Raw genomic sequence first — 15,895 nt, forward strand, 5'->3', positions numbered from 1 at the left:
TCGGCGCGATCCGTTCGGTGGCGAAGCGGCGCACGGTCTCCCGTAGCGCCTCGATGTCCTCGCCGAGCCCGAAGCTCATTCCGGCTGTATACATGGTCAGGTCCTCCACCTGAGGACACCCTGGGATGGACGCACGATACTGCCGGATGGAAAGAGGAACGCAAACGACGGCGGCGCCCTCCACCAGTGCCATTTCTGCGAATCCGGCAACGCCCCTCCCAAAGCGTCAACATGGGAACAGGGTGCCATTTTCCGGCAAAGAGTGCGATCCCCATTTTATCCACCCGGCATTTTGGAGCCGCGAGCCGCGGAAATCCGGAGCTTGCGGGAAATCGCCGGATGACAATGAAAAAAGCCTCACAAATGCTATTGACGCCGCGCCGCTTTTTTGGTCTATGCGCCCACATCGGATGGGCGTGTAGCTCAGCGGGAGAGCACTACGTTGACATCGTAGGGGTCACAGGTTCAATCCCTGTCACGCCCACCATCCAATTCTCTGAAAACGTTGAGAAATCCGCTTCGGCGGATTTTTCCGTTTCAGGGGCTTTTCGGCGGACTAACGGCCCCGCTGGATTGGATTTACTGTTCGCTGTTGCAGCGCATCCGACCGTTCGCTCCCACCCTGCTTCGGTTTCCGAAAGCGATATCGCTGCGGCCAACATCCTCAACCAAAGCCGGCGGCGACGGCAAGGCCGGCTTTTCGATCAGCGCGACCTCAGCCTGACCCACGCGCAAGGCAGGCTTCGGTCTCTGATACCGACGCCGGCGGTCGTCTCTGGAGAAGGACGAGCGCCGGCATCGATGTGCTCACGGTCGGTTGACGAAAGGCCGCCACTCGCGTTCAAGCTTTCGCGGATAACCGTTGCCCCTTTGTCTTTTCGCGCAAGGTCGCCAGAAAATGAGATCCATGAAACGAGGCTCGACCGGCAGCCGCCCCGAAGATCAGTTTCACCAGGCGATGCTGGCGCTCTACGACGCCTGCGCCGCGCTCGGCTTCCGGCCGGTGCTGTTCCGGCGCTACGTGATTTTGAACGGCGGCGTCGCCGCAGCCAAGGAACTGATCTTCAAGCCGGGCACGACCGGGCTGGAGCGCCTCGTCGACCTCGGCAGGACGGAGCTTTCGATGGAGGCGACGATGTTGCAGCCGGACTTTCAGGCGCTCTTTTCCCACGACGAACTGAAGGAAGCGCGCCAACGGCTGGCGAATGCCAACCGCTCCCGCTCGCGCGGCCGCCTGACCGCGCAACCCACTGAACGACAAACGAAGCCGGATTGAGCGCTTTTTCACGAAAGGCTCGGCACCAAGGCTTCGACGGGGTAACGCGATACTCATTCCCGCACGTCGAACGCCTTGGGCCGATCTCGTGAAACCTTTTGTGATGCCCCATCCCTGCCGGGCAAACTGGTGCCTGCGGACCGCAGATCAGGCGCAGAGACGATCGTTGGCGGCGATCGGGCGTGACCGGCCGCGCAAAGCGTCGTCGCGCCCCTGCGAGCGAGCCTCGGCGATGATGACGGCGATCGTGTCGGTGATGATGCGGCAGCAGTCCGGCGACATGGCCGGCAACAGAAAATTCGGATCGGTAGCCTGCATCTTCGCCAGGGTACTGCCAAGCAGCGCCCCCCATTCCTCCGGCGTTCGAGCCATGGAATTCCCCTTTGCGCGTGACTTTGTCGGCTGCTTTATGTGTTTATGATATACACAACTTCACACACATTACCACAAAAATGTGGGAACTTGGCGTTAATGCAACCGATTGTCGGCCCCTGTCAGCGCTCAAGGTCGAAGCGAAACGCAGCGCCGATAGCCGGACCCACAGGATTCGTTCGTGCCAACCCGATCGCGTAGGATCCGCGCGCTCTGCTTCGAGTCTTTGTTCGCTCCGCGTCTATATCCCGAAACCGCTGCACACTTATGGACGTCGGCATTGTGCGCAAATCCAACGGGCGTGGGGATGGCACGAACGGCGTCGACATGCGTCCCGGCGCGTCCCCGCACGGTGCGGCAATCCCAAATGGGGGCGTCTCATGGCTTTTCGGCTGGCAATCTCCGCAAAGCCGGAGTGCTTTACCGCGCCGGCGCGGCCGGCTGCTCCGCCTGGTCGAAGACCAGCGCGCGGTCCGGACCGCCGCCGATCCGTTGCTGCTGCGGCGTCAGCGTCAGCAGGTCGATGGGCGTTGCAACCGTCGTCGCCGCGATCCTGCCGATCCCGCCCGTGGTTCCGGCGACCACCGCGGTAATGCCCTCGCCGAGCGATATGTTCGAATCCGTCAGCGTCTGGCCGTTGACGAGCCGCTCGCCGATCAACTGAACGATCTGCGGGCTCTCGGCGAATTTGCCATGCGCGAGGCGATCGCCGGACTTCACCTTGGTCAGATCGACGACCGTGATGCCGGCCTTTTCGAACTGCGCGCGGTAGGGCTCATCAGCCGGGTTGATCTGGCCGAGCCGCTGTATGTCGCCCGAGATGAACCGCGACAGGGCGAGCGCCTTGTCGTCCTGGGCGACAAAGATGGTGAAATTCGGTTTCTTGCCGCCGAGTTCCGACCATTGCCGCGCGAAGACGTCGATGTCGATATCGGGCGAGGCGAGAACGACATTCTCGATTTTCGGCGCGACCCGGCCGTCGCGGATCGACATCTGCCGCAGGGATTCCATCGCCAGCCACGTGCCCATCGAATGGGCGAGGATGGTGATGTCCTTGACGCCCTTGTCGTCCTGGAGCACGTGCAGCAGCCGCTCCAGGCCGCTGCGCGAGTAGTTCGTGCTCTCCTTGTCATAGTTATAGTCGAACACCCTGGCACGCGAGGGCCAGGTGAACAGGACCGGCGTCACGTCCGCTTTCGAATCGTGGACGATCTGGGCAAAGCGGAAGACGGCGTCCTCGTAGCGGTTGTTGAAGCCATGCACGAAGACCATCACATGGCCGTTCCGGTTGTGCGCGCGGAACCACCCCTCGCCGGCTTCGATCGACGACAGTTGCTCCACCCGCAAGACCGCGAAATCCGTCGCCGGATCGGGCGGCATCTTCGTCGGCCACTGGACGGAGCCGACCTTGCGCTTGCTGGCGGGCGGGATCGAGACGGCAATATCGGTCAGATAGGGATGGGCGCTGCGTTCGCCGGAAAAGAGCGTATTCGGGTCGCCGGAGGGCAGGCGCGTGGTCGCGACCAGCATGTCAACGGTCGAGGTGCCCGGCACGGGGGCGGTCTCGGCGATCGGCGTCATGTAGCCCTTCTTGCCGCCACAAGCCGCCAGAGCCACCGAAAGAGACAGGACGACTGCTACATGCCACGCACAACGCATTCCGGCACTCCCCCTGATTTTGCCGCACGATGGCGACCTCCTCGACCTCCGCTTGCCAGCGGAACGGCCGCATCCCCATACAAGAATTAACGGGCGTTACCCAGGCAGGCAATCAGATATCGCGGCCCGGGCATCACTCGGCACCATTAGCGCCGCACACCGCTGCGTTTCAGACACAGGTGCGGCGCGGGCACCGCCGTCGCCCCGCTAGTGTCGCCGCGCGCTCGCCTCACCACTCGGCGACGCTGCCGTCGGCATGCCGCCAGACCGGATTGCGCCAGCGATGGCCTTCCTTGGCGCGCTCAATCACATAGGCCTCGTCCACCTCGATGCCGAGGCCGGGGCCTTGCGGGATCGAGACAAAGCCGTCGGCGTAGTGGAACACATCCTTGTTGGCGATGTAGTCGAGAATGTCGTTGCCCTGATTGTAGTGGATGCCGAGGCTCTGTTCCTGGATGAAGGCGTTGTAGGCGACGGCGTCGACCTGCAGGCAGGCGGCGAGCGCGATCGGGCCGAGCGGGCAATGCGGCGCCAGCGCCACGTCGTAGGCCTCCGCCATCGCCGCGATCTTGCGGCATTCGGTAATGCCGCCGGCATGGGACAGGTCCGGCTGGATGATGTCAACATAGCCGTCCGACAGCACCGACTTGAAGTCCCAGCGCGAATAGAGGCGCTCACCGAGGGCGATCGGCGTCGAGCAGTGGTTGGCGATCTCCTTCAGCGTCTCCCGGTTTTCGGAGAGCACTGGCTCCTCGATGAACATCAGCTTGTAGGGCTCGAGTTCCTTCGCCAGCACCTTGGCCATCGGCTTGTGGACGCGGCCGTGGAAATCGACGCCGATGCCGATGTGCGGGCCGACCGCCTCACGGATGGTAGCGATCGTCTCGACCGCCTTCTCCACCTTGTCCCAGGTATCGACGATCTGCATCTCCTCGCAGCCGTTGAGCTTGATCGCCTTGAAGCCGCGGGCGACGACCTCCCTGGCGTTGTTGGCGACGTCGGAAGGCCGGTCGCCGCCGATCCAGGAATAGACCTTGATGCGGTCGCGGCACTGGCCGCCGAGCAGTGCGTGGATCGGCTGGCCATAGGCCTTGCCCTTGATGTCCCACAGCGCCTGGTCGATGCCGGCGAGTGCCGACATGTGCACCGCGCCGCCGCGATAGAAGCCGCCGCGATACATCACCTGCCAATGGTCCTCGATCAGCATCGGGTCCTTGCCGACGAGATAATCGGCAAGCTCATGCACGGCCGCCTCGACCGTCAGCGCGCGCCCCTCGACGACCGGTTCGCCCCAGCCGGTGATGCCCTCGTCGGTCTCGATCTTCAGGAACAGCCAGCGCGGCGGGACGATGTAGGTGGTGAGCTTGGTGATCTTCATGGTCGCGAGGTCCGTTCGAAGGAGGGTTGGAGTGCTTGGGCTGTCGGCTTGGCCGCCAGTTCACGGGCTTATGTTCACGGAGTTTCGGGCGCCTGGCCGCGCTGGCGCATCGCCGGTGCCAGGTCGCGGGCGGCCAGGTCAAGCATCCGGTGCGAGCAGGCGCGGGCCGCCTCCTTGTCGCGCAGGCGCAGCGCCTCGACCAGTTGGCGATGGACGTCCAGCGCCTCGTCGCGGCGATCGACGACCTCGTTGGAGCGATGCAGCGAATACCTCAGCGCTGCATGGATGATGGCGGCGAGTTGATGGAACACTAGGTTGTGGCTAGCCTTCAGCAGGATCTCGTGGAACTGCACGTCGGCGCGGGTAAAGGCCTCTGTGTCGCCGTCGGCATCAGCGTCACGCATGCGCACCCAGGCGGCTTCCAGGTCGGCGATCTCCTGGGCGGTGGCGCGCTCGGCCGCGAATTCGGCAGCGACCGGCTCGACGGTGCGGCGCGTCTCGAGGATGCAGCCGAGAAGATCGAGCTCCTGGATACGCGGCCCCATCCATTCGAGGACCTGCGCGTCGAGAATGTTCCATTCCGCTTTCGCACAGACCACCGTGCCGACGCGCGGGCGGCTATGGACGAGCCCCTTGGTGGCGAGAACCTTCAGTGTTTCGCGGATCACCGTGCGGCTGACGCCATACAGGTCGCACAGATCGTTTTCCTTCGGCATCACGCTGCCGACGGGGTAGCGCTCGGAACAAATGTCGAGGCCGATGGCCGCGGTAACGTTCTTCTGCACGCGCGGACGCCTGACCTGCTGCGCCTCGCCCGCCGCCCTGCCGTCAATCTCGAACTGTCCGCTCTTCCTAGCCACCCTACCCCGCTCCAAATCACCGCCCGATCACTCCGGCCGCATCCTGTCGCAACGTAATTCATCATACAATAGTCGTCTAGTGTATGATGAATTACGTTCTGACTGCGGGGCGCCTGCAACGCTGTCGATTTTGCCGGCATTGTGCATAATGCGCCGATCCGTGCTGCAGGAGTGTGCGATGCCAGCCGAATTGCCAGCCGTCCTCGTCCTCAACCCCAAAGACAATGTCGGCGTGGTGCCTGCCAATCTCGATGCCGGGCGCCCACTGTTGAATGGTGTGGTCGCCGCCGAACGGATACCGCGCGGCCACAAGGTGGCCCTTGCGCCAATCGCAGAAGGCGCGCCGGTGCTGAAGTACGGGCAGATCATCGGCCATGCGACGCGGCCGATCCGACCGGGTGAGCACGTCCACCTGCAGAACCTTGCGATCCACGACGTCGCGCTGAGGCACGAATTCTGCGTCGACAATGCCCCGCCTAGGTTGGTGCCGGAGGCTGACCGCCGGACTTTCGACGGCTATGACCGCGGCAACGGCCGCATCGGCACGCGCAACTTTATCGGCATCCTCTCGACGGTGAACTGTTCCGCCACGGTCTCGCGCTACGTCGCCGAGCACTATGCGCGAAAATTCCGCGAGATCGGCCGCGACAATATCGACGGCGTCGTGGCGCTGACCTACGGTGGCGGCTGCGCACTGAACCTGAAATCCGAGGGCGGCCGCATCCTCACCCGCACCTTCAAGGGCTACGCGAAGAATCCGAACTTCGGCGGCATCCTGATGATCGGGCTTGGCTGCGAGACGTTCCAGTACGGCCCGCTGGTCGAGGAGGCGGGCTTGGAGGAAGGCAAGACCTTTCGCACCATGATGATCCAGAACCAGGGCGGCACGCGCAAGACGATCGAGGCCGCCTGCGAAATGATCGACGACATGCTGCCCGACGTGAGCGCGATCCGCCGCACGCCGCAGCCGCTGTCCGGCATCAAGCTGGCGCTCGAATGCGGCGGCTCGGACGGCTATTCCGGCATCTCCGCGAACCCCGCACTCGGCATCGCCTCCGATCTTCTGGTCAAGGAAGGGGCGACCACCGTCCTTTCGGAAACGCCGGAGATCTACGGCGCCGAGCACCTGCTCACCCGCCGCGCCGCCCGGCCAGAAGTGGCCGAGAAGCTTCTGTCGCGCATCGACTGGTGGCGCGAGTACACGGCGAGGAACGATGCCGAACTGAACAACAACCCCTCGCACGGCAACAAGGCCGGCGGCCTGACGACCATCCTGGAAAAGTCGCTCGGCGCCGTCGCCAAGGGCGGCTCGATGCCGCTCAACGCCGTCTATGAATATGCGGAAGAGGTAAAGGAAAGCGGCTTCGTCTTCATGGACACGCCCGGTTATGACCCCGCCGCCGTCACCGGCCAGATCGCCGGCGGCTGCAACCTTGTCGCGTTCACCACCGGCCGCGGCTCGGTCTCCGGCTACAAGCCCGCTCCCTGCATCAAGATCGCCACCAACACGCCCATGTACGAGCACATCAGGGAGGACATGGACATCAACTGCGGCACGATCGTCGACGGCACCGAGACGATCGAACAGGCCGGCCGCCGCATCTTCGAATTCGTCATCGACACAGCTTCGGGCAGAAAGACCGCCAGCGAAGTCTTCGACTACGGCGACAACGAGTTCGTGCCCTGGCAGGTCGGCGCGATCACGTGACGGCCCCTTGGGAGGGGAGACAGGCTGCAAATCGTTGCACGGCGATGCTTGACAGCCCGGCTGTCAGGGCGTTCCGTGGTCAACGCGAAAGGCTCTCAGCACCAGCGGTTGACTGAGAACGTCCACGATACTGGAGGGACGATTCAATGCCGACGATTATTGCCCACCACAACATCACCAAAGGCGCGCAACACTGGCTCAACTCACCGAAGCGCACGGAGTTTTTTGGCCAACTTGGCATAAAGAGCGTTCGGACTTTCGTCGACCCGCGAGATCCAACCCGCGTGGCCATACTGATGGACGTCCCGGACATGGACGCCCTCGAAAAGGCCATGCAGAGCAACGCCGCTGCCGAGGCGATGGCCTTTGACGGCGTGGTGCCGGAATCCCTGGTGATCCTCGTCGAGTCGTAATGTTTCAGCAGTGTGCCGCGACCTTTGCGGTCTCACGTCCATCCGCAACAGGATCGGACGGCGGGTGGGCCTTTGGGCAACGTCGGTTTCTGGCTCAAATGATCCCCCGGAAATTGGGAGTATGGCGGGTGGCTGAACGGCCACCCGCATCGACGCTCAGCTAATTCCCCGGCTTGTTCTTGATCGCGTCGTCAATCTGCTTCTTGACGGCATCGAGGTTGAAGGAGGCCGGGTCCTGCATGGGCGGGTAATCGACCGCGGTAAGGGCCAGTTTCTTAACCTCATCCTGCACGGAGACGAACCGCCAGAACTCTCGAGCATAGAAGTCGTTCATGTAGCCGCCACCCAGATCATTGAGGCTCTGGCCGCCGATCGACGGCGTTCTTTCGAAGGGATCCTGGCGAATATTGACCATGGTGGGCATGTCGGTCGTCACCTTCGCTCCGGGCCACCCTTCCGGCTGCTGATAGAACTGGAATTTGAAGTCACCGATCCGAATGGCACCGAGCTGCGGGCCCCCGAAGTAGAAGAACTCCTGGCGCGCCGACGGCCCTTTCCCGGTCAGCAGGTCCATCTGATTATAGCCGTCGAGGTGGTTCTTGTAGGTACGATCACCGAGTTGCACGCCCTTCAGCAACTGGCCGGTGATGTCCGGGTTTCCTGCCGCTGCAAGCAGCGTCGGGAACCAGTCCAGCGCCGAGAAGATGCCGTTCTCGACCGCGCCGGCCTTGACCTTGCCCGGCCAGCGGATGATGGCGGGCGCGCGGAAGCCACCTTCCATCACGGTTCCCTTTGTTCCCTTGAACGGCGTCATGCCGCCGTCGGGCCAGGTGAACACTTCCGCGCCGTTGTCGGTGGTGAAGATGACGATGGTGTTGTCGGCTTCACCCGAATCCGCAATGCACTTCATGAGGGCGCCTACGCTATCGTCGAGCTGGGCAATGCCGGCTTCCTCAAGCCCGTAGTTGGTGTCGCTGTTCATGAGCGCCTGGTATTTGGGTGACAGGAAGGTCCAGACGTGCATGCGCGTCGTGTTGTGCCAGAGGAAGAATGGTTTGCCGTCCGTCTTGGCCTTGTCCATGAAGTCGCAGGAAGCCTTGACCAGCACCTCGTCGAAGGTGGTCATGTCGTATTTGGCCTTGGGCATGATGTCGTGCATGTTGGGCACATTGGTCATGTCCGGGTATGGCGCCAGCGGACCTTCGTCGACAATCCGTTGCTTGCCGATCTTGCCCCAACGCGGCATCTCGGAGGTGTCGTCAGTATCCGACGCGAAGCTATGCACCAGATTTCTGGGGCCGACCTTGTCGCGGTAGGACTGGTCGTTCGGGAACGAATACCAGTACGGGTCAGACATCGCATCGAGGTGATACAGATATCCAAAAAATTCATCGAAGCCATGCAGCGTCGGCAGATACTTGTTGAGGTCGCCGAGGTGGTTCTTGCCGAACTGGCCGGTCGCGTAGCCCTGCACCTTCAGGGCAGAGGCGATGGTGGCCGCCTTGTCGGGCATGCCGACGTCCGCACCCGCCTGGCCGACCGTCGTCAATCCGGTGCGCAGCGGGATCTCGCCGGTGATGAAGCTCGCCCGCCCGGCGGTGCAGCTCGCTTCGGCATAGTAGTCGGTGAACATCATGCCCTCTGAGGCCAGCTTGTCGAGGTTCGGTGTCTTTCCGGACATGATCCCGCGGTGATAGGCCCCGAGATTGAACCAGCCCACGTCGTCGCCCATGATCACGACGATGTTGGGTTTCGCCGGCTCCTGCGCTACGGCGGGCGCCGCGACAATTGTGGCGAGTGCTGATGATAGCAGTCCAACATATAGCTTCTGCATGACATTCATGGTTCACGCTCCTCTTGAGGCTGCTAAGGCAAAGGAAAGCGCATGCACCCACTCACCGGAGACTTGGCACCGGAGTAGAAAAACGACCGACAATGTATGCTCTTACAGGTATCAATGAACGCTTCGCTATGCGCTCATCGGAATGCTGACGGCTTGAGGATCAAATTCCTTCAGGGGCGACAATACTGGTCGTCACCGGCAGCCTGTATAGCATATTCAGTCATTCCCGTCAGCGTTGTTTCATTGAAACCCTCGCGGTGCGGCGGCTCCGCACCTCCACCGCCGCCGCATCTCGATCACATACCCCCGGGCCCCTCCCGGTCGATGCATCCGATACCGAGAACCGAGGTGGTCGGCTACGGCATCTTCCGGTTCTCGCGACGGCTTCGGGAAGGAAGTAGAGTGAAGCCTTCCCGGCAGCACGAAGGAGCGGCATCTGCATTTCCGGGACCAGCCCTCCAGGCAACGCCCTGAAGCGCATCGCGTTCAAACGCATTAACGCGACGCGCTTTAGGTCCTTGTTTCTATGCATGACGTTGCGCGCAACATGCGCGCTAGGCCATCGCGTAACTCTGGTCGATGGCGCCTTTTCTGCGGGCTACCCGGCATACCTGCTCATACATGACCGTTGCGGCATTCAACGCAGTAATGCCGGCCACGTCGAAGGGCGGCGAAACCTCCACGACATCGCAGCCGACAATGTCGATGGTGGAGAGCGCGCGCAGGATACGCAGCAGTTTTAGCGGCGCAAGACCGCCGACGACAGGCGTTCCCGTTCCGGGCGCATAAGCCGGATCAAGGCAGTCTATATCGACCGTCAGGTAGCATGGGCCTTCGCCCACGGTCTTCCAGATGGCCGCCGCGATAGCCTCGGGTGTGGCGTCCTCACAAGCGATATTGTCAAGGATGGTGATGCCCATTGGATCGTCGACCCACGTGCGGATACCAACTTGGATCGACCTTGTAGGATCGATGATACCGTGCTCGACGGCGGCGCGGAACATCGTGCCGTGATCCATGACCAACTGCCCCGGCGCCGCTTTGGAGTCGCGCCAAGTGTCTGTGTGCGCGTCAAACTGGATCAGGGCCAGCTTGCCGTGATGCGCCGCAGTCGCTTTGAGCAAGGGGTAAGAGATGAAATGGTCACCCCCAAGGCCGAAGAGAGTTGCGCCGGTCGCGATTACTTCGGCCGCAGCGGCTTCGATTGTTCCAGGGATGGATTGCGAGTCTCCGTAATGGAGAAGCACGTCGCCAAGATCCACGGCCTTCACATATTGAAGCGGGTCGAAGCCACCGGGGTAAGATGGCAATTCTGCAAGCTGCCCTGAGGCGGCGCGAATGGCGCCTGGTCCCAATCGTGTACCCGGACGGTTTGACGTGGCGAGATCAAATGGGATGCCAAGGAAGGCAACATCAGCGCCTGCGGCGCTATCGGCAATGGGAACGCGCAGAAATGTCCGCGCGGTGGTGAAAGTCTGCTCGGATGTAATGATGGACGATGATTCGATTCCGGACAACGGACATCTCCTCTGGAGATGTCGACCGGCCGACACCGACAATGATTTGCCTGTTGGCAGCCTCCGTTTCTCGGCTTCGTCCCACGCTATTCAAATAGGGGCAGCTGTCAACGACAACCTTTCGTTTGTCACAACGAGCCGACGTCAGGGAACGGCATTTCGTCCGCCACCGCCCCTACCCGATCTCACTCGAACACACCCGTACCTCCGGCCGATGCGTCTGGCGAAATGCCGCCACCCGCCCGATCACCTTCAGTAGCGAAATTGCGATGTGACGCCCGAGCGCCTCTGCTGCGCTGTCGGCGTCCCCTCCTTGCCATCGCATCACTCGCCCCGCGATAGTCCCACGAATGGCTCCTGCCGACAACGGTCACTGACCGCCGCCTGCGACAGGAAATTCCGCGTTGCGGCGCAAATAATGTCATTCCTTTCGTGACGCGGCGGGGGATTTGCGATAGGGAACCCCTGACCCGGCAGGAATGGCGGCGCGCACGCCGCGGATTCGTGCCCGGCTGCCAATCCCTGCCCGACTGGAAGTGAGGAACCATCGATGCCAGCCTATCGCTCCCGAACCACCACCCACGGCCGCAACATGGCCGGCGCCCGCGGCCTCTGGCGCGCTACCGGCATGAAGGATTCGGATTTCGGTAAGCCAATTATCGCGGTGGTGAACTCGTTTACCCAGTTCGTGCCGGGCCACGTGCACCTGAAGGACCTCGGCCAGCTGGTCGCCCGCGAGATCGAAGCCGCCGGCGGCGTCGCCAAGGAGTTCAACACGATCGCCGTCGACGACGGTATCGCTATGGGCCACGACGGCATGCTCTATTCGCTGCCTTCGCGCGAGATCATTGCCGACAGCGTCGAGTACATGGTCAACGCGCACTGCGCCGACGCCATGGTCTGCATCTCCAACTGCGACAAGATCACCCCCGGCATGTTGAATGCCGCCATGCGCCTCAACATCCCGTCCGTCTTCGTCTCAGGCGGCCCGATGGAGGCCGGCAAGGTCGTGCTGCACGGCAAGACCCAGGCGCTCGACCTCGTCGACGCCATGGTCGCCGCTGCCGACGACAGCGTCTCCGATGAGGACGTCAAGGCGATCGAGCGCTCCGCCTGCCCGACCTGCGGCTCGTGCTCGGGCATGTTCACCGCCAACTCGATGAACTGTCTGACCGAGGCACTCGGCCTGTCGCTGCCCGGCAACGGCTCGACGCTCGCCACCCACGCCGACCGCAAGCGCCTGTTCGTCGAGGCCGGCCACCTGATCGTCGACCTCGCCCGCCGCTACTACGAGCAGGACGACGAGAGCGTGCTGCCGCGCAACGTCGCCAACAAGAAGGCTTTCGAGAACGCCATGTCGCTCGATATCGCCATGGGCGGTTCGACCAACACCGTGCTGCACATCCTGGCGGCGGCGTACGAGGGCGGGATCGACTTCACGCTCGACGACATCGACCAGCTGTCGCGCAAGGTGCCGTGCCTCTCCAAGGTCGCGCCTGCCAAGGCCGACGTGCACATGGAGGACGTCCACCGCGCCGGCGGCATCATGCGCATCCTCGGCGAACTCGAGCGCGGCGGCCTGATCCACCGCGACAGCCCGACCGTGCATGCCGCGACCCTTGGCGACGCCATCGACCGCTGGGACATCACCCGCACCAACAGCGAGACGGTGCGCACCTTCTTTCGCGCGGCACCGGGCGGCATCCCGACGCAGGTTGCGTTCTCGCAGGAAGCCCGCTGGGACGAACTCGACGCCGACGGCGAGAACGGTGTCATCCGCTCGGTCGAGCACCCGTTCTCCAAGGACGGCGGGCTGGCGGTGCTGAAGGGCAATATCGCGCTCGACGGCTGCATCGTGAAGACCGCAGGCGTTGATGAATCGATCCTGAAGTTCACCGGCCCCGCCGTCGTCTTCGAAAGCCAGGACGCGGCGGTCAAGGGCATTCTCGGCGGCGAGGTCAAGGCCGGCGACGTGGTCGTCATCCGCTACGAAGGCCCCAAGGGCGGCCCCGGCATGCAGGAAATGCTCTATCCGACGAGCTACCTGAAGTCGAAGGGGCTGGGCAAGGCCTGCGCGCTCGTCACCGACGGCCGCTTCTCCGGCGGCACCTCGGGGCTCTCGATCGGCCACGCCTCGCCGGAAGCGGCGCAGGGCGGCGCGATTGGCCTCGTGCGTCAGGGCGATATCATCGAGATCGACATCCCGAACCGCACGATCAACCTGGCGGTGTCGGAAACCGAACTCGCCGCCCGCCGCGCCGAACAGGACAAGCTCGGCTGGAAGCCGGCGCAGCCGCGCAAGCGCAACGTCACGACGGCGCTGAAGGCCTACGCCGCCTTCGCCAGCTCCGCCGACCTCGGCGCCGTGCGCATCCTGCCGGAGTAATCGTCGTCGGTGATTTCAGATGCATTCGAAGGGCAGTTGAGGAAACTCAGCTGCCCTTTCTTCATAGGCGAAGCAGTTGCAACCAAAACCCCATGTGGGCCGAATTCAACCCGCGCCGTCCCCCAAAGCGATGCCGCGACGCTCGACGAAATCCGCCATGGCGCGGTCCTCGACCTGGGACAGCTGGATATTGCGGATGGTCGTGGTCATTCGATCGGTAATCAGCTTGCTGGTCAGCGTGTAGATCGCGCCGCGCGCCAGCTTCGCCGCGAACTCCTCTTCCGACTTGCTGTAGTAGTGGTTCAGTTGCAGGAAGGCATTGGAGTAGAAGCCCGGCTGTTCGCGCTCCTTGCCCGCAGCCCGTTTGCCGGCGTCATTGCAGGCGATGTTGCCGTATGAGCGCGTCTTGAAACTGTGAACGCTGGCCTGGACCACCTCGCACGGATCGACGATGCATTTGAAATTGCTCGCGTGCTTCAGCCGGCTCATCGGGTCCGCGCTGCGCATCGTGTAGCTGACCGTCACCGGGGCGTCCGGTTTCGTCTTGTGCCCGCTCGTGCCGAACATGTGCCAGGGCAGGGCCACATTCGGAAAGCCGCCGGTCGCAGCGAGCGCTTCCTCGACCGTCGATCCCTGTTTCGGCAAGAGAAACTCATCGGCATCAATGAACGCCATGTGTCGATAGTCGCCACCAAAGTTCTGGATGGCGTGGGCGAAGGCCACGACCTGCCAGTCGATCAGCCGGTCCAGCTTCGGTGCGACAACACCACCGCTCCAAGGCAGCAGCGTGAAGGCCTCGGGCGGCAGCGCGCGGCGGATCTCTTCGGCCGTTTCATCGGTTGATCCATGATCGTAGAGAATGAAATGGCGGATGCCGACCGCCCTGTGGAAACGCAGCCATTCGGCGATATAGGCCGCCTCGTTCTTGACGCAGGCCACGATAGCGATGCCGTGCCGGCCCGGTTTCGGCGCCGGCGGTGCAAATGAGAGGGCGATGATGCCCTTCTTCTTCCATCGAAACCAACTCATGCCCTGCCCCCGGCGAAAGCGTTGTCGATGGCGGCGGAACGCCGTGGATGGTTGCTTCCGGAAGTCATGGCTGAGTTGGAGATCCTGTCATTCGGCCGCATTGATGCCAGCGGGGTGCCGACCAAGTTCGCCCCTGAAGTATTCGACCGACTTGACAAGACCGTCCCTCAATGCGGTTTCCGGCTGCCAGTCCAGCAGCCGGGTCGCCTTGCCGATATCCGGCCTGCGTCGTCTGGGATCGTCGGTCGGCAGCGGCAGGCGAATGATCGGGGAGTTGGAGCCCGTGATGTCGAGAACCAGCCGGGCAAGCTCTTCTATGGTGAACTCGACGGGATTACCGAGATTGACCGGCCCCTCGGCGGTCGGGCTCTGCATCAACCGGTCGATGCCGCGGACCAGATCGTCGACGTAACAGAAGGATCGGGTCTGCGTTCCGTCACCGTAGAGCGTCAGCGGCTGGCCGAGCAGTGCCTGCACAATGAAGTTCGACACCACGCGGCCGTCGTCCCAACGCATCCTAGGCCCGTAGGTGTTGAAGATCCGTGCCATCCTCAGCGTCAGGCCGCGTGCCCTGGCAAAATCGGTGCACAGCGTCTCGGCGAAGCGCTTCCCTTCGTCGTAGCAGGCGCGCGGCCCGATGGAGTTCACATTGCCCCAATAATCCTCGCGTTGCGGATGGACGTGCGGGTCGCCATAGACCTCCGAGGTGGAGGCCTGGAAGACGCGCGCGCCGTCCCGTTCGGCCCTACGAAGGACGTTCCAGACACCGGTGGAATTGACGAGCGCGGTCGAGACCGGATCGGCCTGATAGTGGACCGGCGACGCCGCACAGGCGAAGTTGTAGATTTCGCTGAACGCCGGAAGGGTGTCGGGAATGCCGTCGATGATGTCGTGCCGGACAACGGTCAGACGAGCGCTCGCCTCCAGATTGGCGAAATTTTCACAGCGTCCGGTGTGGATATTGTCGAGGCAAAAAACATGGTTGCCGCGGGAAGCAAGGAGCTCGGCCAAATGCGAACCGAGAAAGCCGGCACCACCGGTGATGAGGATATTCCGGTCTTCCGAGACCTCCCTCTGGTCTATCCACTTGAAGCTCACCAATGCACTCCGCTCGAGATCGAGCGCAGCACGGTCCAGCAAGCCCCGCCACGCCATTGCCGCTTTCTCCGTGTTGGCGGGCCTGATGCACGTAACCTGGCGGCGAGCAACATATCCGGAAAATCAACCGTAGCGTCAATTGCCACAAAGCAGTGACTGCAGGCAAGCCCTTGGCTTTCTCGCGAACGATCGCAGCGCCGCGCGAAAAATTGCGTTTTTCGACATAGCGCTGTCGGAATGCTGTCCCATGCTTCGTCAACAATTCGAAGCTGCGAAATCGCCTGCATCGTGGAACGTGGCACGTCCACTGAACGTTAATATCAACCCTGACGTCGAACGCGGTAAAGAGGAGTTAC

At 62.7% G+C, this 15,895-nt stretch carries 12 protein-coding genes and 1 tRNA gene; 5 read left to right on the forward strand and 8 right to left on the reverse strand.

Going from position 1 to position 15,895, the window contains the following annotated elements:
• Positions 1–412: 412 nt before the first annotated feature.
• A tRNA-Val gene (locus tag J2Y48_RS15685) sits at positions 413–487 on the forward strand.
• 420 nt (positions 488–907) lie between these two features.
• Positions 908–1,276: a hypothetical protein gene (locus tag J2Y48_RS15690; protein WP_310419836.1), complete on the forward strand. Its 369-nt coding sequence runs from the start codon at positions 908–910 to the stop codon at positions 1,274–1,276.
• Between the two features lie 147 nt (positions 1,277–1,423).
• On the opposite strand, the gene J2Y48_RS15695 is transcribed toward J2Y48_RS15690, so the two are convergent.
• From J2Y48_RS15695 to J2Y48_RS15710, 4 genes are all read right to left on the reverse strand, one after another.
• Positions 1,424–1,648: a hypothetical protein gene (locus J2Y48_RS15695; RefSeq protein ID WP_310419838.1), complete on the reverse strand. Its 225-nt coding sequence runs from the start codon at positions 1,646–1,648 to the stop codon at positions 1,424–1,426.
• A gap of 420 nt (positions 1,649–2,068) precedes the next feature.
• On the reverse strand, positions 2,069–3,307 hold the full coding sequence (locus tag J2Y48_RS15700) for an alpha/beta hydrolase (protein ID WP_310419840.1): 1,239 nt from the start codon (positions 3,305–3,307) through the stop codon (positions 2,069–2,071).
• 229 nt (positions 3,308–3,536) lie between these two features.
• Positions 3,537–4,685 (reverse strand): galactonate dehydratase, encoded by a 1,149-nt coding sequence (gene dgoD / locus J2Y48_RS15705; protein WP_310419842.1) that lies wholly within the window; start codon positions 4,683–4,685, stop codon positions 3,537–3,539.
• Between the two features lie 74 nt (positions 4,686–4,759).
• The gene (locus tag J2Y48_RS15710; protein WP_310420339.1) at positions 4,760–5,518 is read right to left on the reverse strand and encodes a FadR/GntR family transcriptional regulator; all 759 of its coding nucleotides are present in this window, start codon (positions 5,516–5,518) and stop codon (positions 4,760–4,762) included.
• Between the two features lie 205 nt (positions 5,519–5,723).
• Between J2Y48_RS15710 and J2Y48_RS15715 the strand changes: the two genes are divergently transcribed.
• Both J2Y48_RS15715 and J2Y48_RS15720 read left to right on the forward strand, forming a co-directional pair.
• Positions 5,724–7,253, forward strand: a complete 1,530-nt coding sequence (locus J2Y48_RS15715; RefSeq protein ID WP_310419844.1) for an altronate dehydratase family protein — start codon at positions 5,724–5,726, stop codon at positions 7,251–7,253.
• A 146-nt stretch (positions 7,254–7,399) separates the two neighbouring features.
• The gene (locus tag J2Y48_RS15720; RefSeq protein WP_310419846.1) at positions 7,400–7,666 is read left to right on the forward strand and encodes a hypothetical protein; all 267 of its coding nucleotides are present in this window, start codon (positions 7,400–7,402) and stop codon (positions 7,664–7,666) included.
• A gap of 160 nt (positions 7,667–7,826) precedes the next feature.
• Here the strand turns inward: J2Y48_RS15720 and J2Y48_RS15725 are convergent, their stop codons facing one another.
• Together J2Y48_RS15725 and speB are read right to left on the reverse strand one after the other, a co-directional pair.
• Positions 7,827–9,509: an arylsulfatase gene (locus J2Y48_RS15725; RefSeq protein ID WP_310419848.1), complete on the reverse strand. Its 1,683-nt coding sequence runs from the start codon at positions 9,507–9,509 to the stop codon at positions 7,827–7,829.
• A 554-nt stretch (positions 9,510–10,063) separates the two neighbouring features.
• Positions 10,064–11,026, reverse strand: coding sequence for an agmatinase (speB, locus tag J2Y48_RS15730; protein WP_310419850.1), 963 nt, complete (start codon positions 11,024–11,026; stop codon positions 10,064–10,066).
• Between the two features lie 550 nt (positions 11,027–11,576).
• Between speB and ilvD the strand changes: the two genes are divergently transcribed.
• Positions 11,577–13,412 carry a dihydroxy-acid dehydratase gene (gene ilvD / locus J2Y48_RS15735; protein WP_310419852.1) on the forward strand — a complete coding sequence of 612 codons (1,836 nt, stop codon included), beginning with the start codon at positions 11,577–11,579 and terminating at the stop codon, positions 13,410–13,412.
• Positions 13,413–13,517: 105 nt separating this feature from the next.
• On the opposite strand, the gene J2Y48_RS15740 is transcribed toward ilvD, so the two are convergent.
• Together J2Y48_RS15740 and J2Y48_RS15745 are read right to left on the reverse strand one after the other, a co-directional pair.
• Positions 13,518–14,441, reverse strand: coding sequence for a glycosyltransferase family 92 protein (locus J2Y48_RS15740; protein ID WP_310419854.1), 924 nt, complete (start codon positions 14,439–14,441; stop codon positions 13,518–13,520).
• 87 nt (positions 14,442–14,528) lie between these two features.
• Positions 14,529–15,596, reverse strand: a complete 1,068-nt coding sequence (locus J2Y48_RS15745; protein WP_310419856.1) for an SDR family oxidoreductase — start codon at positions 15,594–15,596, stop codon at positions 14,529–14,531.
• Positions 15,597–15,895 lie beyond the last annotated feature (299 nt).

It is taken from the genome of Mycoplana sp. BE70 (assembly GCF_031455855.1).
Lineage (GTDB): Bacteria > Pseudomonadota > Alphaproteobacteria > Rhizobiales > Rhizobiaceae > Mycoplana.